The 21,541-nt window shown below is 76.2% G+C and carries 17 protein-coding genes; 3 read left to right on the plus strand and 14 right to left on the minus strand.

Annotated features, from left to right (window positions below; genetic code table 11):
* Positions 1 to 8 precede the first annotated feature (8 nt).
* Both recQ and ACYVO2_RS08550 read right to left on the minus strand, forming a co-directional pair.
* Positions 9 to 1,910, minus strand: a complete 1,902-nt coding sequence (recQ, locus tag ACYVO2_RS08545; RefSeq protein ID WP_461007088.1) for a DNA helicase RecQ — start codon at positions 1,908 to 1,910, stop codon at positions 9 to 11.
* Between the two features lie 193 nt (positions 1,911 to 2,103).
* Complete coding sequence (locus ACYVO2_RS08550; protein ID WP_461007020.1) at positions 2,104 to 3,093, minus strand: hypothetical protein; 990 nt, start codon at positions 3,091 to 3,093, stop codon at positions 2,104 to 2,106.
* A gap of 24 nt (positions 3,094 to 3,117) precedes the next feature.
* Between ACYVO2_RS08550 and ACYVO2_RS08555 the strand changes: the two genes are divergently transcribed.
* Complete coding sequence (locus ACYVO2_RS08555; RefSeq protein ID WP_461007021.1) at positions 3,118 to 3,804, plus strand: hypothetical protein; 687 nt, start codon at positions 3,118 to 3,120, stop codon at positions 3,802 to 3,804.
* A 403-nt stretch (positions 3,805 to 4,207) separates the two neighbouring features.
* Positions 4,208 to 4,789, plus strand: coding sequence for an AAA family ATPase (locus tag ACYVO2_RS08560; protein ID WP_461007022.1), 582 nt, complete (start codon positions 4,208 to 4,210; stop codon positions 4,787 to 4,789).
* Positions 4,790 to 4,801: 12 nt separating this feature from the next.
* Here ACYVO2_RS08560 and ACYVO2_RS08565 read toward each other — a convergent pair whose 3' ends face one another.
* Together ACYVO2_RS08565 and ACYVO2_RS08570 are read right to left on the minus strand one after the other, a co-directional pair.
* Positions 4,802 to 6,136, minus strand: a complete 1,335-nt coding sequence (locus tag ACYVO2_RS08565; protein WP_461007023.1) for a 6-phospho-beta-glucosidase — start codon at positions 6,134 to 6,136, stop codon at positions 4,802 to 4,804.
* Positions 6,133 to 6,891 (minus strand): DeoR/GlpR family DNA-binding transcription regulator, encoded by a 759-nt coding sequence (locus ACYVO2_RS08570; protein WP_461007024.1) that lies wholly within the window; start codon positions 6,889 to 6,891, stop codon positions 6,133 to 6,135. The genes ACYVO2_RS08565 and ACYVO2_RS08570 overlap by 4 nt, the downstream gene beginning before the upstream one ends.
* A 313-nt stretch (positions 6,892 to 7,204) precedes the next feature.
* On the opposite strand from ACYVO2_RS08570, the gene ACYVO2_RS08575 reads away from it, so the two are divergent.
* A complete protein-coding gene (locus tag ACYVO2_RS08575; protein ID WP_461007025.1) occupies positions 7,205 to 8,308 on the plus strand; it encodes a carbohydrate kinase family protein in 1,104 nt (367 codons plus the stop codon).
* Positions 8,309 to 8,314: 6 nt separating this feature from the next.
* Here the strand turns inward: ACYVO2_RS08575 and ACYVO2_RS08580 are convergent, their stop codons facing one another.
* The 10 genes from ACYVO2_RS08580 to ACYVO2_RS08625 all read right to left on the minus strand — a co-directional run bounded on the left by ACYVO2_RS08580 (position 8,315) and on the right by ACYVO2_RS08625 (position 21,329).
* Positions 8,315 to 9,724 carry a HEAT repeat domain-containing protein gene (locus ACYVO2_RS08580; RefSeq protein WP_461007026.1) on the minus strand — a complete coding sequence of 470 codons (1,410 nt, stop codon included), beginning with the start codon at positions 9,722 to 9,724 and terminating at the stop codon, positions 8,315 to 8,317.
* Positions 9,725 to 9,850: 126 nt separating this feature from the next.
* Positions 9,851 to 10,408, minus strand: coding sequence for a DUF1062 domain-containing protein (locus ACYVO2_RS08585; protein WP_461007027.1), 558 nt, complete (start codon positions 10,406 to 10,408; stop codon positions 9,851 to 9,853).
* 217 nt (positions 10,409 to 10,625) lie between these two features.
* Positions 10,626 to 11,894, minus strand: coding sequence for an MDR family MFS transporter (locus ACYVO2_RS08590; RefSeq protein ID WP_461007028.1), 1,269 nt, complete (start codon positions 11,892 to 11,894; stop codon positions 10,626 to 10,628).
* 10 nt (positions 11,895 to 11,904) lie between these two features.
* Positions 11,905 to 13,800 (minus strand): ABC transporter permease subunit, encoded by a 1,896-nt coding sequence (locus tag ACYVO2_RS08595; protein WP_461007029.1) that lies wholly within the window; start codon positions 13,798 to 13,800, stop codon positions 11,905 to 11,907.
* A 5-nt stretch (positions 13,801 to 13,805) separates the two neighbouring features.
* On the minus strand, positions 13,806 to 15,296 hold the full coding sequence (locus tag ACYVO2_RS08600; RefSeq protein WP_461007030.1) for an ABC transporter substrate-binding protein: 1,491 nt from the start codon (positions 15,294 to 15,296) through the stop codon (positions 13,806 to 13,808).
* Between the two features lie 160 nt (positions 15,297 to 15,456).
* Positions 15,457 to 15,990, minus strand: coding sequence for a GNAT family N-acetyltransferase (locus tag ACYVO2_RS08605; protein ID WP_461007031.1), 534 nt, complete (start codon positions 15,988 to 15,990; stop codon positions 15,457 to 15,459).
* 229 nt (positions 15,991 to 16,219) lie between these two features.
* Positions 16,220 to 17,731 carry an FAD-dependent oxidoreductase gene (locus tag ACYVO2_RS08610; RefSeq protein ID WP_461007032.1) on the minus strand — a complete coding sequence of 504 codons (1,512 nt, stop codon included), beginning with the start codon at positions 17,729 to 17,731 and terminating at the stop codon, positions 16,220 to 16,222.
* A gap of 567 nt (positions 17,732 to 18,298) precedes the next feature.
* Positions 18,299 to 19,774: a SulP family inorganic anion transporter gene (locus ACYVO2_RS08615; RefSeq protein ID WP_461007033.1), complete on the minus strand. Its 1,476-nt coding sequence runs from the start codon at positions 19,772 to 19,774 to the stop codon at positions 18,299 to 18,301.
* Positions 19,775 to 19,854: 80 nt separating this feature from the next.
* Complete coding sequence (locus tag ACYVO2_RS08620; protein ID WP_461007034.1) at positions 19,855 to 20,454, minus strand: carbonic anhydrase; 600 nt, start codon at positions 20,452 to 20,454, stop codon at positions 19,855 to 19,857.
* 482 nt (positions 20,455 to 20,936) lie between these two features.
* A complete protein-coding gene (locus ACYVO2_RS08625; protein ID WP_461007035.1) occupies positions 20,937 to 21,329 on the minus strand; it encodes a hypothetical protein in 393 nt (130 codons plus the stop codon).
* Positions 21,330 to 21,541 lie beyond the last annotated feature (212 nt).

Consider the following 21,541-nt stretch of genomic DNA (forward strand, 5'->3'; position numbering starts at 1 on the left):
CCTCCCGGCTACTCCCCCGCCTCCCCCGGCCGCGCCGACGGCTCCTCCCCGTGCAGCACGTCCAGGATCGCCTGGCCGTACTTCGCCAGCTTGCTCTCGCCCACGCCGCCGACCGTGGACAGCTCCGCCAGGGTGGACGGCGCCCGGGTGGCGATCTCCCGCAGCGTCGCGTCATGGAAGATCACGTAGGCGGGCACGCCCTGCTCCTTCGCGCTGGCCGCCCGCCAGGCCCGCAGCGCCTCGAACACCGGCACCACGTCCTCCGGCAGCTCCGCCGCCGCCGTCCGCTTGGCCTTCTCCGCCCGCCCGGCCCGCTCCACCTTCGCGGCCCGCTCCGGCTCCCGCCGCAGCATCACCGCGCGCTGCCCGCGCAGCACCTCGGCGCTGGCGTCGGTGAGCACCAGCGTGCCGTAGTCGCCCTCCACGGCCAGCAGCCCCTGCGCCAGCAGTTGCCGGGCCACGCCGCGCCACTGCGACTCGTTCAGATCCGCGCCGATGCCGAAGACGGACAGCCCGTCGTGGTCGTGCTGGATGACCTTGGCGGTCTTGCGCCCCAGAAGGATGTCCACGATCTGCCCGGCCCCGAACTTCTGGCCCCGCTCGCGCTTGAGCCGCACCACCGTGGACAGCAGCTTCTGCGCCGCCACCGTGCCGTCCCACGCCTCCGGCGGCGTCAGGCAGGTGTCGCAGTTGCCGCACCGCTCCTCGCCGCGCTGGCCGAAATAGGCCAGCAGGTGCTTGCGGCGGCACTCCACTGTCTCGCACAGGGCCAGCATCGCGTCCAGGTGCGCGGCCAGCCGCCGCCGGTGGGCGTCGTCGCCCTCCGAGCCGTCGATCATCTTGCGCTGCTGCACCACGTCCTGGAGCCCGTAGGCCAGCCACGCGGTGGACGGCAGCCCGTCCCGCCCGGCGCGGCCGGTCTCCTGGTAGTAGCCCTCGATGGACTTCGGCAGGTCCAGGTGGGCGACGAACCGCACGTCCGGCTTGTCGATGCCCATGCCGAACGCGATCGTGGCGACCATCACCAGGCCGTCCTCGCGCAGGAACCGCGCCTGGTGCTCGGCCCTGGTCCGCCCGTCCAGGCCCGCGTGGTACGGCAGCGCCTCGACGCCGTTGCGCACCAGGAACTCGGCGGTCTTCTCCACCGAGGCGCGGGACAGGCAGTACACGATGCCCGCGTCCCCGGCGTGCTCGGTGCGCAGCAGGGCGAGGAGCTGCTTCTTCGGGTCGTCCTTGGGGACGATCCGGTACTGGATGTTCGGCCGGTCGAAGCTGGCCACGAAGTGCCGGGCGTCCTGGAGCTTCAGCCGCGCGGCGATCTCGGCGTGGGTGGCCTCGGTGGCGGTGGCCGTGAGCGCGATCCGGGGCACGTCGGGCCAGCGCTCGTGCAGCTCGGACAGGGCGAGGTAGTCCGGGCGGAAGTCGTGGCCCCACTGGGCGACGCAGTGGGCCTCGTCGATGGCGAACAGGGCGATGGTGCCGCGCTCCAGCAGGCGCAGCGTGGCCTCCACCCGCAGGCGCTCCGGGGCGAGGTACAGCACGTCGATCTCTCCGGCGAGGAACTCGGCCTCGACCATCCTGCGCTCGTCCGGGGCCTGGGTGGAGTTCAGGAACCCGGCCCGCACGCCGAGGGCGCGCAGGGCGTCCACCTGGTCCTGCATGAGGGCGATGAGGGGCGAGACGACGACCCCGACGCCCTTTCTGACCAGCGCGGGGACCTGGTAGCACAGCGACTTGCCGCCGCCGGTGGGCATGAGCACCAGGGCGTCGCCGCCGTTGATGACATGCTCGATGATCTCCTGCTGCTCGCCCCGGAAGGAGTCGTAGCCGAAGACGCGGCGGAGTGTGTCCAAGGCCTCCCCGGCCGGGCCGGAGGCGTCGGCGAGTTGGGCGTTACTGTCCGTGTGCAGATCGTTCCCCGAGATGACCACCCGGCCATCCTAGGAGCCCTCCGCACCTCCCCGCCCAGCCCGCCCCCCCGGCCTGTGGACAACTTGGGCGGGTTGGGGCCGATGGGGCCGCAGCGGCCCAGTGGGACCGAGGAGACGATGCCGATGCCGCCCTGGTACGAGGGGACGCGTGGGCGCGGGAACCCGGGCCGGTTCACCGTCTTCGTCTTCGGCGGAACCGCCGGTGGCGGAGGGAGCCCCGGGGCGGGGAGTCGCCGGGCGGGCGCGGGGGCGGGGCGGCGCGGCGGAGGGTGGCCCCCAGCTCCGACAGCAGCGCGCGGGACTCCTCGCTCGCGCCGCCGCCCCAGCCGTCCACCAGCAGCTCGGCCTCGCCCGCCTGCCGGGCCGCGCCGTCGGTGTCGCCGAGCCCGGCCAGGCACAGGCCCCTGAGGCACAGCGCCACGAGGAGGTGCCGGTGGCCGCCGTGGCCCGCCCGGATCAGCGCGGACAACTGGAGCACCGCGTCCTCCACCGTCGCCAGCGCCGACGCCGCGGTGGCGGGCGTGAACGGGTACGCCTCCCGGGTCAGCTCCAGGGCGAGCAGCCCGAAGTAGCGGCGGTCCGCGTCGCCGAGCCGTCCCGCGTCGTGGCAGGCCCGGTAGCGGGCCAGGGCCTCCCCGGCGACCGCCCGCGCCTCGGCGGCGTCGCCCAGCGCCCGCAGCGTGAAGCACCGCTGCCACAGCGCGCGGGCGAGCCCCGGCTCGTGGCGCGGGTCGCGGCGGGCCAGCCCGCGGTACGCCTCGACGGCCGCCGCCGACTCGCGCCGCGCCGACGCCCGGTCGCCGACCGCCGCGAGCAGCCGCCCCAGCCGCCCCTGCGAATCCGCCAGCAGCGGGGCGATCCGCTCCGGGTCGCCGGGCAGCAGCCCGCGGTAGGTCTCCTGGGCGCGCAGCGCCGTCTCCACCGCCTCCTCGGGCAGCGACAGCTCCTCCAGCACCACGCTCCGGTTGTACAGGGCGCCCGCGAGGACGAGCCGGATCGCCCGGTCCAGGGGGCTCGCCTCGTACAGCTCCTCCAGCGCGGCCATCTCCGCGTCGCTGAGGCGCTTGGCCTCCTCCGTGCGCCCGCTCATGCGCGCCAGGTGGACCCGGCGGCCCAGCCGGTTCACGTGCTCGTGCAGGGCGGCGCGCCGTGTCTCGGGCATCGTCATGGTTATAAGGTCCACCGGGTGAGCGAGTATCAGTACTACGAGTTCATGTCGGTGGACCGCCCGTTGGACAGTGCGGAACAAGCCGAAGTCCGCGCCCTGTCCGCCCACGCGGCCATCGACGCGACCGGCTGCACCGCCACCTACGAGTCAGGTGACTTCGGGGGCGACCCCGACCGCCTGGTGGAGCGGTACTACGACGCGCACCTGCACGTCACCGACTGGGGCACGCGCCGCCTCGTGCTGCGCCTGCCCGCCGACCGGCTCGCCCTGCCCACCGCGGAGGCGTACTGCCTGGGCGACGGCGTCTCCGCGTGGACGTCCGGACCCCACCTCATCCTCGACCTGCGCCACGACGACGAAGAAGCCGACTGGGACGAAACCGCCGAAACCACCCTCGCGGACCTGATCGCCGTCCGCACCGAACTGGCGGACGGCGACCTGCGCCCCCTGTACCTGGCCTGGCTGTCCGCGCTGGGCGCCTGGGAGCTCGAGGACGACGACGAGGACGCCTACCAGTCCGCCCCCGAACCCCCACTCCCACCGGGCCTGGACAACCTCACCCCGGCCCAGCGCACCCTGTCCGGCTTCCTCCGCGTGGACCCCGACCTCTTGGCGGTGGCGGCCCGCCGCAGCCGCACCGCCGCGACCCTCCTGGACGAGGCGGCCGTCCACCGGCAGGAACGCGGGGGGCGCTCAGTACGGTGACCCGGTGTCGCTCCGCCGCCCCGGCGCGATGTCCGCAGGTGGTCCGTGGTGGCCGCGGTGCTGGAGGAGGGGCTTCGCCACGAGGGGCGGTCGGCCCGCGGGCGACGTTGTCCCGACCGGACCCCGCGGTGCCGTCATCCGGCCGAACTCGCCGCTCAGCCGACAGCGACGGCCGATGAGGGCCGCTCCGGGAAGCGGCATCCGGGGCATGTGGGGCCGACGACCGCGAGCCCCGCGAGGACGCCGGAGTCCGCCGGTTCGATCCGGCCGGGCGCAAACCCGTTGTTCCGGTGGCGCGTCCATGGTTGGGTCGGTCGCCGGGCCGACTCGCGGCGATCTTCGTCCGCCCCCGTTCGGCGCAACGGCACGGCACGGCACAACGGCAGAAAGGCAGCTCAGCACCATGACCGCGCTCCCACCCCAGCCCTCCGCGCCCTCGGAACACCGGACCGGTGGGGGTGTCGTGCTGATCACCGGTATCCAGGCGGCGGGCAAGTCCACCGTCGCGCAGGCGCTGGCCGAGCGGCTGCCGCGGAGTGTGCACCTGCGGGGGGACGGGTTCCGACGCATGATCGTGGGTGGGCGGGTGGACATGACGCCCGACGCGGGCGAGGAGGCCTTCGGGCAGCTCCGGCTGCGGCATCGGCTGACGGCGGCCTGTGCGGACATGTACGCGCGGGAGGGGTTCACCGTCGTCGCCCAGGACGTCCTGCTCGGCGGGTTCCTCGCCGAGACGGCCGCGCTGGTGACCACCCGTCCGCTGGCCGTGGTGGTGCTGGCGCCCGACCCGGCCGCGGTGGAGGCGCGGGAGGCGGGGCGGGCCAAGACGGCGTACGGCCCCGACTGGAGCGTGCGGGACCTGGACGAGGAGCTGCGGGCCAACACCCCACGCATCGGGCTGTGGCTCGACACCTCCGGGCTGTCCGTGGAGCGGACCGTGGACGAGATCCTGGCCCGCGCCTGGACGGAGGGCGCCGTCGCCTGACGGTTTCGGCGTTCAGGTGAGCGCGGCGGCGGCGCCGGAGGCGGACAGGATGCGGTCGGCGACACCGACGGAGTCCACCAGCGGGTGCAGCGCCAAGGCGCGCAGGGCGGCACGGCGGGAGCCGGTGGACGCCGCCTCGATGGTGGCGCGCTCCACCGCCTTGACGGTCAGCATCAGGCCGAGCTGGTCGGGCGCGACCGGGTCGGCGGCCAGCGGCCGGGCGCCGGCCGCGTCCACCAGGCAGGGCACCTCCACCACGGCGTCGGCGTCCATGCCGGGCACCGCGCCGCGGGCCGGGACGTTGAGGATCAGGGTGGTGCGCTCGCCCCGGGCGATGGCGCGCATCAGGGCCAGGGCGACGCGTTCGTAGCCGCCGCCGTCCAGGTCGCAGGAGTCGCGCTCCCAGTTGCCGGTGGCCTCCCGGCTCTCGGCCATGTAGGTGGCCTCGCGCTCCAGCCGGGTGCGCTCCCACTCCGCCAGGGCGTCGCCGGGGTGGGCGGCGGCCCGCGTGTAGAAGCCCTCCTGCTGCCGGAGCAGGAACTCGCCGCGGGTGGCCGGCGCGCCGCGGACGGCGGCCACGGCCTCGCGGTTGAAGTAGTAGTAGTGCAGGTACTCGTTGGGCAGCGCGCCCAGGGTCTGCAACCAGCGGGCGCCGAACAGCCTGCCCTCCTCGAAGGACTCCACGGCGGCGGTGTCGGCGAGGAGTTCGGGCAGGCGGTCCCTGCCGTCCACGGTGAGGCGGCGCAGCCATCCGAGGTGGTTGAGGCCGACGTAGTCGTAGCCGGCGCGGTCCGGGTCGGCGCCCAGCGCCCGGGCGGCGCGGCGCACCAGGCCGACGGGCGAGTCGCAGATGCCGATGACGCGGTCGCCGAGCACCCGCCGCATGGCCTCGGTGACCATGCCCGCGGGGTTGGTGAAGTTGATGACCCAGGCGTCGGGGGCGAGCGCGGCGGCCCGCTCGGCGATGCGCACGGCCACCGGCAGCGTGCGCAGCCCGTACAGCACGCCGCCCGCGCCCACCGTCTCCTGGCCGAGCACGCCCTCGGCGAGGGGCACCCGCTCGTCGCCGACGCGGCCGGCGAGGCCGCCGACACGGATGGCGGAGAAGACGAAGTCGGCGCCGCGCAGCGCGTCGTCGAGGTCGGTGGTGGCGGTGACGGCGGGGGCGGTCGCGCGGCCGTGCGCCTGCTGGGCGAGGACGGCGCCGATGGCGGCCAGGCGGCGCCGGTCGGTGTCGTGGAGCACCAGCTCGGTGCAGCGGCCCGCCCGGTCGCCGGTGTCGTCCAGCAGGGCGCGGTGGACCAGCGGGACCCGGAACCCGCCGCCGCCCAGCACGGTCAGCCTCATACGGTGACTACCTCCACATCGGCCTCGCGGAACGCGGCGAGCGTCCCCGGGTCGGAGTTCTCGTTGGTGATCAGGACGTCGATGTCGCCGGGGCCGCAGACGCGGACCAGGCCCGACCCGCCGGGGAACTTGTCGGCGGTGGCCAGCAGCACCACCTGCCGGGCGGAGGCGAGCATGGCCCGCTTCACGGGCACCTCCACCTGGGTGCTGTCCAGGACGCCGCCGTCGGGCAGGACGCCGCTGGCGCCGAGGAAGAGCCGGTCGGCGTACAACTGCCGCAGGTTGGCCTCGGTGAGGAAGCCGACGACGGAGCGGTGGTCGCGGCGCACCCGGCCGCCGAGCAGCACCAGCGTCACCTTCGGGTCGTCGCGCAGCTCCTCGTAGACGGCGAGGTTGCTGGTGACGACGGTGACGTCCCGGCCGCGCAGGCGCCGGGCGAGCTGGAGCGTGGTGGTGCCGATGTCCAGGAGCAGCACGTCGCCGTCCGCGACGAGCCGGGCGGCGCCCGCGGCGACGGCGGCCCGGTCGGCCAGGGGCTGCCCCGCCGGTTCGGGGAAGGGCCGCTCCGCGCCGGCGCGGGCGGCCACGGCGCCGCCGTAGACGCGGGTGAGGCGGCCGGCCCGGCCGAGCGCGGTCAGGTCGCGGCGGGCGGTGGCCTCGCTGACGCCCAGGCGCCTGGCGATCTCCCGGACGGGCAGGACGCCCTCGTCTCCGAGGATGCGCAGCAGCGCGTCGTGGCGGGCCTTTTGCAGCATGGGCGCAATGTACCGCCGATGAGCGAGTGTGCGCGAGTATGATCGACCTCTTGCATTCGGGCGGGGGCGGGGGCAAGGTAGCGATCACACACACGCGCGTGCGTGGGCGGGCCGCGCCGGTCGCGGGCGGGTCGGCGGCGGGCGATCGCACGCACCGCGGCGGGACGGAACGGCAGCGCGGCGGGACGGAGCGGCAGCGCCGCGGCACGAGAGCACCACAGACAGCACGACGGACGACTGCACGACGGACGACTGCGACAGACGACTGCACGAGAGCACGGCGGCACGACAGCACGGCAAGGAAGGCGCGCTGGTGAGCACTGCGGAAGGCCCCGATCCGTTCGACCCGCTGGCGGCGGTCCGCGCCTGCGGCGACCCCGACTACGACGTGTACCTCACCGGCACGGTGTTCCTGGACATCATCTTCACGGGGCTGGACCACGCCCCCGTGCGCGGCACCGAGACCTGGGCGCGCGGCATGGGCTCCAGCCCGGGCGGCATCGCCAACATGGCCACCGCGGTGGCCCGGCTCGGCCTGCGCACCACGCTGGCGTCGGTGTTCGGCACGGACGTGTACGGCGACTACTGCTGGGAGAGCCTGTCGGTCAGCGAGGGCGTGGACCTCACCCCGTCGTGGCGGCTGCCGGGCTGGCACTCGCCGGTGACGGTGTCCATGGCGTACGAGGGCGAACGGACGATGGTCACCCACGAGCACCCGGCGCCGGCGCTGCCCGAGGGCTACGCGCCGCCGCGCTCACGGGCCTGCGTGGCGGCGCTGGAGGCGGGCCGCCACCACGAGTGGGTGCGCCGGGCGCACGACCAGGGCAGCAAGGTCTTCGCCGACGTCGGCTGGGACGACACCGGCCGCTGGGACCCGGCCGCGCTCGCCGACCTGGAGTACTGCCACGCGTTCCTGCCCAACGCCGTGGAGGCGCAGCGCTACACCCGCACCGACTCGCCGGAGCACGCGGTGCGGGCACTGGCCGACCTGGTGCCGGTGGCCGTGGTCACCAAGGGACCCGAGGGCGCGGTGGCGGTGGACTCCCTCAGCGGGGAGACCGCCGAGGTGCCGGGGCTGCTGGTGGAGGCGCTGGACCCGACCGGCGCCGGGGACGTGTTCATGGCGGGCTTCATCACCGGCACCCTCGCGGGCTGGCCGCTCGCCGAGCGCCTGGCCTTCGCCAACCTCACCGCGGCGCTGTCCGTGCAGCACTTCGGGGGTTCGCTGGCCGCGCCGGGCTGGCCGGAGGTCGCGGCCTGGTGGAACGAGATGACCTCCCTCGCCCCGTCGAAGCGCGGCGCCTGCGACGAGGCGGTGCTGCGCCGCTACCGCTTCCTGGACGACCTGATGCCCGCGGGCGTGCGGGAGTGGCCGCGGCTGCGGGCGCAGCCCACGGTGGGGTTCCGGGGGGCGTGAGCCGGTTCAGCGGGCGCCGGTGACGCGGTCCAGCGCCCACTCGGCCATGCGGAGCAGGTGGGCGTCGGCGCAGGGCCCGGTGTCCGCGCCGGCCCGCCGGGCCAGCTCGGCGAGCAGGGGCGCCGCCGACGGCTCGCGGAGCTTGCCGAGGGCTTCCACGCAGGCGGCGAGGCCGGGCCCGGGCCGGGGGTCGCGCATCAGCTCGCGCAGCGCCCGCACCAGGTCGGGCCCCGCCTCGCCGGCGCCGAGCCGGCCCAGCGCCCAGAAGGCGTGGTGGGCCTGGTCGAGCCGGTCCAGGCGGCGCAGCAGGGACAGCACGGCGGCCACCGCCTCGGGGCCCGGGCAGCGCGCCAGCGCCCGGGACGCCGACCAGGGCAGGTTCGGCTGGTCGGAGACGAGCCGGGCGGCGAGCGGCGCCGCGGCCCTCTGGTCGCCCAGCAGGCCGAGCGCGTCGGCGGCGGAGGCGGCGCTCCAGCGGCTCGCCGGGTCCGCCAGCATCGCGAGCAGCGGCTCCACGGCCGACCGGTCGCCGGTGCGCCCGCAGGCGAGGGCGGCCTCGCGCCGCACACCGGGGTCGGGGTCGCGCAGGGCGGGGGTCAGCCGCGGCAGCAGGCCGGGGTCGCGGAGCCGGCCGAGGAGTTCCAGGGCGAGGGCCCGCACATGCGGCACCCGGTCGGCCAGCAGCCACTCCAGCAGCGGCCGGTGCTCGGGGGACGGGGCGCGGGGCTCGTCGTCGCCGGGGCCGCCGTCGGCCGGGCGTCCGGCGAGCACCCTCACCAGGGCGCGCCGGGACGTGTACAGCCACCGGTCGCCCGACGGGGCGGCGGCGCGGAACCTCCGCAGCAGGGGCGGCGCGGCGGCCGGCTCCGCGAGCAGGCCCAGCCCGGCGGCGGCGTAGGCGCGGCTCCACTCGTCGCCGCCCTCCAGCGCCACCAGGAGCAGGTCCGGGGCGGGCAGGCGCCCGGTGAGCAGGTCGAGCCGGGCCAGGTCGTCCAGGGCGGCGGTGTCCGGCACCTCCTCGCCCCGGTTGCCGGTCCGCACCTCCAGGTCGGCGCGCAGCACCTCCGCCGCGTCGGGCCGCGCCGCCACCTTGGGCAGGCGCGCCCCGTACGGCTCGGACTCGGCCCGCCCCAGCACGGTGAGCAGCCCGAACACCCGCGGCGGCACCCCGGCGGCGCGCAGCTCCGCCCAGGTCACGTCGGTGTCGTCCCGCACCCGCCACAGCAGCGCGGCCGAGGCGAGCCGCGGGCCGAGCCCCCGCTCCGCCACCCGCTCGGCGGCGGCCCGCACCGTGTCCAGGTGGTGCGCCCTGCCCGGGTGGGCCCGCTCCCGGTACAGCCGCTCCACCAGCTCCGCCGACCGCTCCACGAGCAGCGCGCCGCCCGGGCCCCTGATCCCCCGCATCCCCGTCCCCATGCGGGGAGTCTTCAGGGCGGGCGACGGGGAGTCAACGCACGGGGGCGGGCGGCGCGGCGGCGCGGGAGTGGGACCGGGGCCCCGTCCGGCGGACCTGCCGGACGGGGCCCCGGTCCCGGGGAGGGCTCAGCGCTTGAGCGTGAAGGTGAAGTCGCCGGAGAGCCTGCCGCTCAGCCGGACCGCCGAGACGAGGCCCCCCTTCGTGATCAGTCTCTCCACCTCGGCCCGGGAGAGGCCGCAGCCCTCGGCGATCAGTCGCACCGGCCGGACGGGGATCCGGGCCGCGAAGCGCACCGAGACGTCGAGCACCTCGTGGTCCTCGTGGTCCTCGCGGTCCGGGCGGCCGGTGACCAGGCGCCAGGCGTCGTCCCAGTCGAGGGCGATGCGGTTGCGGCGCCGCACGACCGGGTCCCGGAGCAGCTCGGCCGCCAGGCCGGGGTCGTTGCCGTGCAGCAGGTCCAGCAGCCCGGGTCGTACGGAGCGCACGTTCACCCGCTCCAGGACCGTGAGCTTCGCCGTCTCCCCGCAGACGGTGCACAGCGCGAGGAGCCAGGCGTCGATGAGCTTGTGGTTGGCGTTGACGCGGAATTTGCCGTCCGTCCGGAAGCGCCGGGACGCGCACCCGCGGCAAGGGCGGACGACAAGGGGCAGGCAGGTGGGCGTGACCACCCAGTTTTCGAGCACAGGAGTACACCGGTTCCAGTGAGAAGTCCGCAGCGGAAAGCAGCGCGGCGCGGATGCGCGACGCGCGACGGTTCAGCACTCGGGAGGTCTCACAGGGTGTACAACGGCACGTCCTTGCCTGGGCGACTCGGTTCGGCGGCAGGCTAACGGCGCGGCGCGGCGCGGGCCACCGCTTTTCCGGCGCGGCGCTGACGGCCGGTCAGGGCGGTCGGGCCCGTCAGGTCCGGCCGTCCGCCGGTGTCCGGCGCGGCAGTACGAGGACGGCCGCGGCCGGGAGGGCGGCGAGGGCGAGCCAGGGGACGGCGGCGGCGGCGGGGCTGCCGCCCGCCGCGTCCAGCAGGGAGCCGGTGGCCGTGCTGCCCGCGAGGACGATCAGGCCGGACAGGGAGGACAGGGCGCCGGTGTACAGGCCGAGGCGGTCCTTCTCGGCGAGGTCGGGCACCCAGGCGCGGGTGGCCGGGGAGATCAGCATCTGGCCGAGGGTGAGCAGGACGACGAACGCCGCCGACGGCGCCAGGCCCGCCGCGCCCGTCCACGCGGCGGGGCGGGCGGCGGCCACCGCGGCGAACCCGGCGGTGATCAGCAGCAGGCCGGCCGTCATCGACGCCCGCAGGTCCAGGCGCCGCGAGACCCAGCGGGTGACGGGCAACTGCGCGGTGACCACCAGCAGCGAGGACAGCGCGAACAACCAGGCCAGCGGCGCCTGCGAGCCCGTGGCGCGCTCCACCTCCGCGGGCAGGGCGAGGTAGAGCTGGTTGTACGCCAGCAGGTAGGCGCCGTACGCCAGGCAGACGGCGAGGAAGCGCCGGTTGCGCAGCAGCGCCCGCACCGCGCCGGGCCCCCGCACCGGGGCGCGGCCGGGGATGCGCTGCGGCAGCAGCCGGGCGTGCCCGGCCAGCACCGCGACGAACACGGCGGCGCCCGCCAGGCACGCGGTGCGGAAGTCCACCGCCAGCAGCAGCGCCCCCAGCAGCGGCCCGACGAACGCCCCGGCCTGCCCGGCCACGGTGAACAGGGCCAGCACCCGGGTGCGCGGCCCGCCCCCGGCCTCCTCCCACAGCACCGCCTGCCGGGCGACCTCGGACTCCACCGCCGGGGAGAACAGGGCGGCGGCGAAGCCGACGAGCAGCACCGCGCCCACCACGGACCAGGTCTCGCCGGCGAACCCGAGCCACACGAACCCGGCGATCCGCAGCGCGCACCCGGCCAGCACCACCGGCCGCACCCCGTACCGGTCGGCGAGCGCCCCGCCGACGACGAACAGGCCCTGCTGGCTGAACGTGCGCAGGCCGAGCACCGCGCCGACCAGCCAGCCGGCCAGGCCCAGGGTGCCGCCGAGGTGCTCGGCGAGGAACGGCAGCACGGCGAAGAAGCCGACGTTGAAGGCGAGCTGGGTGGCGATGAGGAGCCGCAGCAGCCCGGGCAGCCGCGGCCAGAGTCGGTCGCGGGGCGCGGCGGGGGGTGCGGTGCGGGAGGCGAGGCGCATACGGGGGCTTTCAGCGGTGCGGGACAGGCTCGCCGCCGGCGCGGGCCGACGGCGCGGCGTCGGGCGGCGGGGCGCCGGGCAGTGGTGGGGTGTCGGGCGGTGGGGCGCCGGGCAGCGGTGGGGCGGGCGGCCGTTCGGGGGTGGCCGCGCGACGGGTTCCGGGGCGACGGGTGCCGGGGCGGCGGCCGGGGGTCAGGCCCGCCGCGGACACCGCGAACGCGCCCAGCAGGGCGAGCAGGGCGGCGGGGGCGAGGACGGTCCAGGGGGCGCGCTCCGCGTACGGGTGGTTCTCCGCGAGCAGCAGGCCCCAGTCGGGGGACGGCGGCTGGGCGCCGAGGCCGAGAAAGCCGAGGGAGGCCAGGGCCAGGGCGACCGCAGGGACGCGCAGCAGGGCGTGGCGGGCGACGGGCGGCAGCACGGCGGGCAGCAGATGGCGCAGGACCAGGTGACGGGGGCTCGCGCCGAGGGCGCGGGAGGCGGCGATGTGGGTGCCGGCGCGCTCCTGGCGCAGCAGGGCGGAGGTGTGCGCGGCCAGCGGCACCCAGGCGACGGCGGCGACGGCGAGCGCCGCGGTGTACCGGCCGCTGCCCGCGACCCCGGCGACGAGCAGTCCGGCGAGGACGGCGGGCACGGCGTTGGCGGTGTCCACCAGACCGGAGCCGACCCGGGGCAGCAGGCCGAGGGCGAGGCCGACGGCGAGCGCGGCGGCGGTGACCGCGCACGCCAGGGCGAGGGTGGTCAGCGCGCCGTGCCCGGCCCTGGCCAGCATGTCCCGGCCGAGCGCGTCGGTGCCGAACGGGTGCCCGAGGGAGGGGCCGCGCAGCCGCTCGCCGGTGTCCACGTGCAGCGGGTCGCGGAGCAGGCCGAGCGCGACGACCGCCAGCAGCGCGCCCCCGCACAGCGCGGGCAGCAGCGGCCGGGGCGGGGCGGCTTCGGGGGTGTGCAGGGTGGGCAGGGCGCCGTCGCGCAGCGCGGGCCCGAGCAGGGGGCGGGCGGCCAGGCGGGTGAGGGCCCCGGCGGCGGCGCCGAGCAGCACCAGGGCGAGGGCACCGGTCTGGAGGACGGGCAGGTCCTGGGCGAGCGCGGCCTGGAGGGTGAGGCGGCCCAGGCCCGGGATGTCGTAGACCTGCTCGACGGCGACGGAGCCGCCGGTGAGGCCGACCAGGAACAGGCCGAGGTTGGGCAGGACGGCCGGCAGGCAGCGGCGCAGCGCGTGCCGGGCGACGCGGCGCGGCGGCACGCCCCGGGCGTGGGCGGCCTTGGCCCAGGGTTCGGCGAAGGCGCCCGGCAGGGCGTCGTCGAGGATGCGCCCCAGGTAGGCGCCCGCGGGCAGGCCGAGGGCCAGGGCGGGCAGCACCATCCAGCGGGGTCCGTCCCAGCCGAGCGCGGGCAGCCAGCCGAGCTGGACGCCGACGAGGGTGGCCAGCACGGAGGCGAGCAGGAACTCGGGCAGCGCGGCCAGCGCCGCGGAGCCGGCGCCCGCGCGGCGCCGCCCGAGCCGCCGCCGGGCGCCGAGCCGCAGCGTGCGGGCGGCCACCACGGCGGCGACCGCGACCGCGACGACCAGGGCGGCGCCGACCAGGGCCAGGGACACGCCGATGGCCTGCCGGACGGCGGGCAGCACCGGCTCCTCCGACAGCCAGGACACCCCGGCGTCGCCCCGCGCCAGCCCGGTCAGCCAGCGCAGCAGCAGGTGCCAGGGCCCGTCGTCGAACCCGAACCGCTCCCGGACGGCGGCGAGCGCCTCGGGCGTGGGGTCGGACTCGGCGGACCTGGCGCGCAGCACGGTGCGGGCGGGGTCGGTGCCGGACAGCCACGGCAGCAGCCCGACGCCGCACAGCAGCGCGGCGGCCAGGGCGGCGCGCCAGCAGGCGGCGAGCAGCGCCGGGGCGGGCGGGCGGCGCACCGCGGTCAGCGCCGGGTGCCGGGGCCGACCAGGGTGCGCTCGAACGGGTCGAGCAGCACCGAGCGCGCCCGGGTCGACACGCCCTGGATGATGCGCTGGTGGACCAGCGGCACCACCGCGTCCCGGCCGAGGATCTCGGCCTCCGCCTTCATGACGGCGTCCTGGCGACGGGCGAGGTCGGCGGTGGCGGCGGCCGCGTCCACGGCGGCGTCCACCTTCTTGTCGCACAGGCGGGCCAGGTTGTAGGCGCCGTCGCAGGAGAAGTCGCTGGCGAGGACGGAGACCGGGTCGCCGGTGTCCAGGACGGTGTTGCGGGCGCCGAGGAAGGCGTCGAACCTGCCCGCGAGGGCGTCGGCCTCGATGCGGGAGTACTCGCGGACCTCCAACTTGACGGTGAACCCGGCCTTCTTCAACTGCTGTTGCAGCACCTGGGCGATCTCGGGCAGCTCGGGCCGGTTGTCGTAGGTGGCCAGGGTGATGGCGGTGCCGTCTGGCTGCGCCGCCCTCGCGCGGCCCTCGGGGGCGACGCGCTTGCTCTCGGCCCAGGTGAGGGCGGGCCCGAAGATGCCCCGTCCGGCGTCGGCGCGGCCCTCGTGGACGTCCTTCGCCAGGACGGAGGTGTCGATGGCCTCGCGGGCGGCGGCGCGCACGGCGGGGTCGGCGAACGGGCCGGAGCGGGTGTTGAGGAACAGGCTCGTGGTGCGGGCGGTGGGGACCTCGCGGGCGGTGCCCTTGGCCAGGGTGGCGGCCTGGGCGACCGGGACGGCCTCGGCGATGTCCACGTCGCCGGTGCGCAGGGCGTTGGCGCGGGCGGTGCCGTCGGCGACGAACCGGGCGTCGATGCCGGGGGCCTGGGCGCGGCCGCCCCAGTGGTCGTCGAAGCGCTCCAGGGTGGCGCGGCTGCTGCCGGTGACCTCGGTCAGGGTGAACGGCCCGGTGGCGGTGCCCTTGGGGTCGGCGGTGCCGCTCTTGCGGTACGCCTTCGGGGAGAGCACGGCGAGGCCGGGGCTGGACAGGCGCAGCGGCAGGGCCGGGTCGGGCTCGGCGGTGGTGACGCGGACCCGGTTCGCGCCCGCCGCCTCGACGGTGAGTTCGACGCCGGACAGGGCGGGCGGCACGGGGTCGTGGGCGGACGCGTGCGCGAACGCGCCGGCCACTGCCTGCGGGGTGACCTCGGCGCCGTCCTGGAAGCGGGCGTCGCGCAGGGTGAACAGCCAGGTGGTGTCGCTCTCCTGGGTCCACGACTCGGCGAGGGAGGGCGCCGCGGCGCCGTTGCCGTCCAGCCTGGTCAGGCCCTCGGTGACGCCGAGCCGGGTGAGGAGGGTGGCGTCGGCTCCGTACGGCGAGAGGTTCTCGGCGGGCGGGAAGGCCAGGGCGACGCGCAGCCGCGCGCCCTCGCCGCCGCCCTCGCCGGAGGAGCCGTCGTCGGAGGAGGAGAAGCAGCCGGTGAGCAGCGGCAGGAGCAGGAGGGCGGCGGCCAGGCGGGTGGTGCGCATGGTCCTCGTCGTTCTCTGTGGGGGTTCTCGTGGGGTGTACGGGAGTTGACTCGGGCGGGGCCCGGCACCGTGACGCGGCCACATTACATGACAATCATTTCCATTGCGCCCGAGGGCCACCTTCCCCGGAACGCCGCCGCGGGGCGCCCTCGAACCGCCGCTAGGCGAGGGGGAGTTCGAAGTGGACGGTGCTCTGGCCGCCCCCCTGCTCCTCGCGCTCGTCGCACACCACCTTGCCCAGCGACCGCCAGAACGCCTCGGCGCCGGGCACGGCCGGGTCGGTGTGCAGGTACGCGGCCCGGTAGCCGCCGTCGGCGATCGCGAACTCCAGCAGCTCGCGCACCAGCCGGCGGGCCAGGCCGCGGCGGCGGTGCTCGGGGCGCACGTACACCCGGCGCAACTGGGCGGTCTCGCCCGAGGGGTAACGCTCGGCGAGCCAGCGCGGGTTCGGCGGGTGCAGCGGGCCGCGGGAGTCCAGGGCGCCGGTCGCCACCACCGCGCCGTCGCGGCCGTCCACGGCGACGAGCAGGGTGTGGCGCGGCGGGCGCAGATAGGCGCCGTCGAGGTCGATGATGTCGGCGTGCCAGCGGGGGACGTAGCCGCAGCCGAAGTCGTGGTAGACGGTGTCGAGCATGACGCCGCGGGCCGCGTCGAGGTCGCCGCGGGTCGCCACCTTGATCGAGTAGTCGGCCACGGCCGTCCCTTCACCTCGTCACGTCGTCGCTTCGCCGCACGCCACGCCGCCGCACGCCACGCCGCCGCGTCGTCATGTCGCTTCGTCGCCATGGGGCCGAAACGTTCCTGCACCTACTTGCTGCACATCATATGCAGGTGCGATCGATGGGCGGGGAGAGGGGTGGGGCGGGTGCGACGGGGGCGGCGCCGCCCGGGTCGGCGGGGACGGCCGGGCGGTGCCGCCGCGGCTACCCGCGCAGGGCGTCCAGATAGGCGAGGACGGCGTCCACCCGCGGGCCCTCCTCGATCAGGGCGACATGGTTGTCGGGCCGGACGAGCACCAGGGCGTCGCCGTCCACGCCGTAGGCCCGCCGGGCGTGGCCCGCCGCGTCGCGCAGCCCCTCGGGCCCGGCGTCCACCGGGTGCGCGCGCACCAGCCCCTCGTCCACCCCGGCCGGCGCCACCCCGGCCAGCGCCGCCGCGGCGGACGGGCCGAAGGCGAGCAGGGTGAAGTGCGGGCCCGCGAACAGTTCGAACAGGCGGACCCCGCGGCCCGCCGCGTCGGCACAGGGCGCGTCCGGCGCGCGGTCGCCCGGGTGCAGGGCGCCGTTGCCCGGGCCCGCCGCTAGGGTGCTCCACCGGTAGCCGGGCGGGGCCGCCCCCGGCGCCGCCGCGTCCACCCCGCCGCCGGGGACCTTCACGGCCTCCAGCACCCGGGCGAGCCGGTCCGTGGTGATGCCCAGCGTCCACGCGGCCACCGGCAGCCGCTCCTCCTCATAGGTGTCCAGCAGCGCGGCGCCCGCCCGCCCCGCCACCGCGAGGGCCAGCTTCCAGCCCAGGTTGTGGGCGTCCTGGATGCCGGTGTTCATGCCCAGGCCACCCGCGATCGGGTGGACGTGCGCGGCGTCCCCGGCCAGCAGCACCCGCCCGACGCGCAGTCGGTCCACCATCCTGACGTTGACCCGCCACGTGGACAGCCAGGTGACGTCGCGCAGCCGCACCCCGGGCACCCCGGCGTGCCGGTCGAACTGGCGCTGGATGCCCTCGAGCGACGGCGGCACGGGCGCGCCCCGCTCGTCGGTCTCCACCCCGCCCTGGAACTGGAAGGCGTCGGTGCCCGGGATCGGCCACAGCATCACGCCGCCGTCCCCGGTGAACCACTGGTGCCAGTGGTCGCGGCCGATCCCGTCGGCCCGCAGGTCGCCGACCACCATCACCGGCTCCGGCTCCCCGCTCCCCTCGAAGCCCACCCCGAGCGCCTTGCGGACGGGGCTTCGCCCTCCGTCGCACCCGACCAGCCAGGCGGCCCGCACGGTGCGGCCGTCCGCGAGGACGGCGCTCACCCCGTCGTCGTCCTGGCTGAACCCGGTCAGCTCGGCGCCGTGCTCCACGGCCACCCCGAAGCCGGCGAGCCGCTCGCGCAGCACGTCCTCCACCCGCCACTGGGGGATGAACACCGCGCTGTCGTACGGGGCGTCCGGGGTGGGGCCGGGGCCGGCGAACGGGTCGGAGTCGCTGATGTGCCGGCCGTCGAAGTACTTCCGGTAGATCTGGTGGGCCACGCCGCCGTCCAGGATCCCGCGGACGACGCCCAGGTCCTCGAACACCTCCAGGCTGCGGGGGTGGAGGGTCTTGCCGCGGGACTCGCGGTGCGGAACGGCACGGCGCTCGACGACACGCACGGCCACGCCGCGGCGGGCGAGGTCGCAGGCAAGGGTGAGGCCGGTGGGGCCTGCGCCAACGATGAGTACGTCGGTCATGGGGTCCTCTCGTTGCTCGGGGCGGACCACTCAACCGGAGAGGGGAGGAAAATGCAACTCGGTAATGAAAGTGACTGGGTTGCCGTTTGGGTGTGGCGGGGGCGGCGGGTGTCGCGGGGAGGGCGGGGACGGGAACGCGGAGGCGAGGGGCAGAGAGACGGAAGCGCGGAAGCGCGGAAGCGCGGAAGCGCGGAAGCGCGGAAGCGCGGAGACGCAGAGACACAGAGACGCGGAAGCGCCGAGACGCGGGAGGTCGGTTGGCGGCGCGCTGGTGAGCGGCACGTTCAGGGCGGGCGGTGGGGACACCGTCGGTCGCGTGGCCACGGCAGGCGGGGGAAGCGCTCCCCGGCGTGGAAGGGGGAAGGCGGAGGGCCGGAGAGTTGCGGTGGGGAGGGTGCGAGCCCGGCCGGGGCGCGCCCGAGCAGGTCCGTCGGCGGCGGCGCCGCGGTGCCCGTGGGCTCGTCCTCACCTCGGCGGAGGAAGGGGCGCACCGGCGCGCGCCCCGTCAACCGCGCCCGGCCGCCCCGTCGGACGGGGCGGCCGGGCGGAGAGGGGGAAGGGGGCGGGTCAGGCGGCCTTTATCAGGGTGACCCCCTCCTCGGCTTCCTGGTTGTTGCGGCGGTCCGCCCAGGCGGTCAGGGCGGTGCCGCAGGCGTGGTCGAGGTGGCGGAGCTCGGTGAGGTGCAGTTCGACCGGGCGGTGGCCGGGCAGCCGCTCCAGCGTGTCGATGATCTTCGGCAGGCGCAGGAAGGTGGCGTTGCCGTGGAAGCGGACCCGGATCGGCCCGGCGCCGCTCTCCTCGATGTCGATGCGGACGTGCGAGGTCTCCCAGGCCGTCTTCACCACGGCGACGCCCAGACCGATCAGCACGCCTTCGAACATGTTGACGGCCACGATGGCCACGGCGGTGACCGAGAGGATGACGGCCTCGCCGCGGTGCTCCCGCCACAGCGCGGGCAGCTTGCCGAACGGCAGCAGCTTGAAGCCCGCGTGCACCAGCACACCCGCCAGCGCGGCCAGGGGTATGACGCCGATCAGGGCGGGCAGCAGCGCGGCGAACAGCAGCAGCCACACCCCGTGCAGCACCCGGGACGCCTTGGTCTTCGCGCCCGCGTGCACGTTCGCGGAGCTGCGGACGATCACCGCGGTCATCGGCAGCGCGCCCAGCGCCCCGCACAGGGAGTTGCCGACGCCCTGCGCGACGAGCTCCTTGTCGTAGTCGGTGCGGGGGCCGTCGTGCAGCCGGTCCACGGCGGCGGCGCTGAACAGGCTCTCCGCGGAGGCGATGAGCGCGAACGCCACGACGGTGCCGAGCAGGCCGATCTCGGCGAGGCGGCCGAAGTCGTCCCCGCCGGGCGGCTGGACGGAGCCGAGCAGGCCCTGCACCTCGACCTTGGCCAGGGGCAGGCTGAGCGCGGCGGTGGCGGCGGTGGCCAGGCCCACGGCGGCGAGCGCGCCGGGCACCACCCGTGCCCGGTCGGGCAGCTTCGGCCACAGCACCATCACGGCGACGGTGCCCGCGCCGACGGCGAACGCCTTCAGGGCCGTGCCGGAGGTGGCGATGTCGGCGACGAGCCCCGGCAGGCCGGTGATCTTGTCGATGCCGGAGGAAGGGGCGGGCAGGTCCGCCATGGCGTACAACTGCCCGGCGATGATGACCAGGCCGATGCCGGCGAGCATGCCCTCGACGACGGCGACGGAGATGGCCCGGAAGTAGCGGCCGAACCTGAGCAGGCCGAGCGCGACCTGGATGAGCCCGGCGGCGAGCACGATCACGCCGAGCGCGGACAGGCCGTAGGTGTCCACGGCCTCGTACACCAGGACGGTCAGGCCCGCGGCGGGGCCCGACACCTGGATGCTGCTGCCGGGCATCGACCCGACGATGATGCCGCCGACGATGCCGGTGACCAGGCCGAGTTCGGCCGGGACCCCGGAGGCGACGGCGATGCCCACGCACAGCGGCAGGGCGACGAGGAAGACGACGAGCGACGCTGTGAGGTCGGTGCGCAGGGCGCCCCGGAGCGACACAGTTGGGGAGATCATCGGTGTCCTTCGTGTGGGGGAGGGCACGGACGGTCGGAGCGACGGCGTGCGGGTGCCGTGGGGACCGGTGCTCCGCCGGGTTACAGCGCCTCGAAGCGGTCCGTGTCCGGCCGGTGGGTGAGGACTTCACCGGTTTCGACCGTGTAGTACCAGGCGTGCAGCCGCAGTCGGCCCTCGGCCAGCCGGGCGGCGACGCAGGGGTGGCCGCGCAGGTGGTCGAGCTGGTTGAGCAGGTGGCGCTGGGCGGCGTGGGCCGGGTCGGTGCCGTCGGGAACGGGCGCGGCCAGGTCGGCGGGGAAGCCGGAGCGGTCCAGCCAGCGGCCCATCAGCGGCAGCGACCGCACGGCCTCCTTCTGGAGCAGCCCCTTCACGGCGCCGCAGTGCGAGTGGCCGCAGACGACGATGTCGGGGACGCCGAGGGCCTCGACGGCGAACTCGATGGTGCCGGTGACACCGCAGGTGGCGTCCGGGCGGTACTCGGGAACGATGTTGCCCGCGGTGCGCAGCTCGAAGATCTCGCCGGGCCGGGCGCCGGTGATCAGCGCGGGGATGACGCGGGAGTCGGAGCAGGCGATGAACAGGGCCTGCGGGTGCTGGCCCTTGGCCAGCTCGGCGAAGTCGTCGCGCCGATCGGCGATCTTGCGGGAGAAACCTCGGGCATGGTCGATCAGGGACTGCATATCGGCCTCGCTCTCGGGTTGGTGTGGAGTTGTCGTGGGGGTTGGAGGTCGGGGAGAGGGCAGGTGGGAGGAGGCGCGCTCCGGTGGGGTGCGCGCGGGGAGGGGAGGGCGGACGGCGGTGCGCGCCGCCGCGGCAGGGGCCGCCGGCCCGTCGGGGACGCGGCCTCGCCGCCGGGTTCGGCGACGCGGGCCGGGGCGTCCCGGCCGCGCGGGGCGGGGGCTGCCTGCGGGAGCGGGGCGGGAGCGCCTGACCCGCCGTCCGGCCGCCCCGGCTCCCCCGCGGTGCCACGGGCCGGAGGCCGGTGGGTGCGGGGGCGGGCCCGGCCCGGTGCCCCGTCGAGGGTGACGGTGCGTGGGGCCGGCCGCGGGCAGGGGCCGGTGCCGTGCCGCCGCGGGCCGCGCAGGGGTGCGCGCCGGCGGTGCCGGTACGTCAGCCGGGAGGGGTCAGCGCGCGGTCGCGCACGCCGGATGCCCGCCGCCTGTCAGCAGCGGATCACCCGGAGGGCGACGGGCGTGGGGGTGAGCCCGGGGTGGGAGGCGTGTCTGTCTCTCACGGCGAGCGGGTCGGCGACGGCGGTGACGGCGGGATGGCCGGCCGCCGCGGGAGCGCCGCCGGGAGAGCCGACGGGCGCGGGCCCCGGCACCGCGAGGTGCGCGCCGCGGGCCCTCAGGCGCGGATCCTGGTCGCCGCCGCGGTGGGCCGTCGGGCAGTCCGCCCGGGTCTGGGGGGCGTCCAGGGACTCGCCCTGGCCTTCCACCCGCGACTGGGTGCGCTCGGCGGGGGTCGTGGTGGCGGCGGCGTGGTGGGGCAGGCCGAGATGGAGCACCAAGGCGGCCAGCAGCAGGGTGATGACCGCCATCGCCCGCTGCCTCATGGACACCCCTTGCTCTCACACGTACTCGTAACGTTACCGGCTCCGCCCCATGGAAACAGCACATCCGGTTTTTGTGTGACGACCGCCACAGATCGATACGGCACAGGTATTGACTTCTGGTGGACGGCTGCTTGACGGGTGGTGAACGGGGCCACTGACGTGCCCTCAGTGGTTCGCGGCGGCCCCGTGCCGCGCCGGCGATTCGTGCGAGC

The organism is Streptomyces capparidis (assembly GCF_054782095.1).

Coding starts and splice junctions, on each gene's coding strand:
- ACYVO2_RS08620 (WP_461007034.1), bottom strand. CDS start 20,454: ATGCAGTCCCTGATCGACCATGCCCGAGGTTTCTCCCGCAAGATCGCC.
- ACYVO2_RS08590 (WP_461007028.1), bottom strand. CDS start 11,894: ATGCGCCTCGCCTCCCGCACCGCACCCCCCGCCGCGCCCCGCGACCGA.
- ACYVO2_RS08625 (WP_461007035.1), bottom strand. CDS start 21,329: ATGAGGCAGCGGGCGATGGCGGTCATCACCCTGCTGCTGGCCGCCTTG.
- ACYVO2_RS08610 (WP_461007032.1), bottom strand. CDS start 17,731: ATGACCGACGTACTCATCGTTGGCGCAGGCCCCACCGGCCTCACCCTT.
- ACYVO2_RS08600 (WP_461007030.1), bottom strand. CDS start 15,296: ATGCGCACCACCCGCCTGGCCGCCGCCCTCCTGCTCCTGCCGCTGCTC.
- ACYVO2_RS08550 (WP_461007020.1), bottom strand. CDS start 3,093: ATGCCCGAGACACGGCGCGCCGCCCTGCACGAGCACGTGAACCGGCTG.
- ACYVO2_RS08560 (WP_461007022.1), top strand. CDS start 4,208: ATGACCGCGCTCCCACCCCAGCCCTCCGCGCCCTCGGAACACCGGACC.
- ACYVO2_RS08565 (WP_461007023.1), bottom strand. CDS start 6,136: ATGAGGCTGACCGTGCTGGGCGGCGGCGGGTTCCGGGTCCCGCTGGTC.
- ACYVO2_RS08580 (WP_461007026.1), bottom strand. CDS start 9,724: ATGGGGACGGGGATGCGGGGGATCAGGGGCCCGGGCGGCGCGCTGCTC.
- ACYVO2_RS08570 (WP_461007024.1), bottom strand. CDS start 6,891: ATGCTGCAAAAGGCCCGCCACGACGCGCTGCTGCGCATCCTCGGAGAC.
- ACYVO2_RS08615 (WP_461007033.1), bottom strand. CDS start 19,774: ATGATCTCCCCAACTGTGTCGCTCCGGGGCGCCCTGCGCACCGACCTC.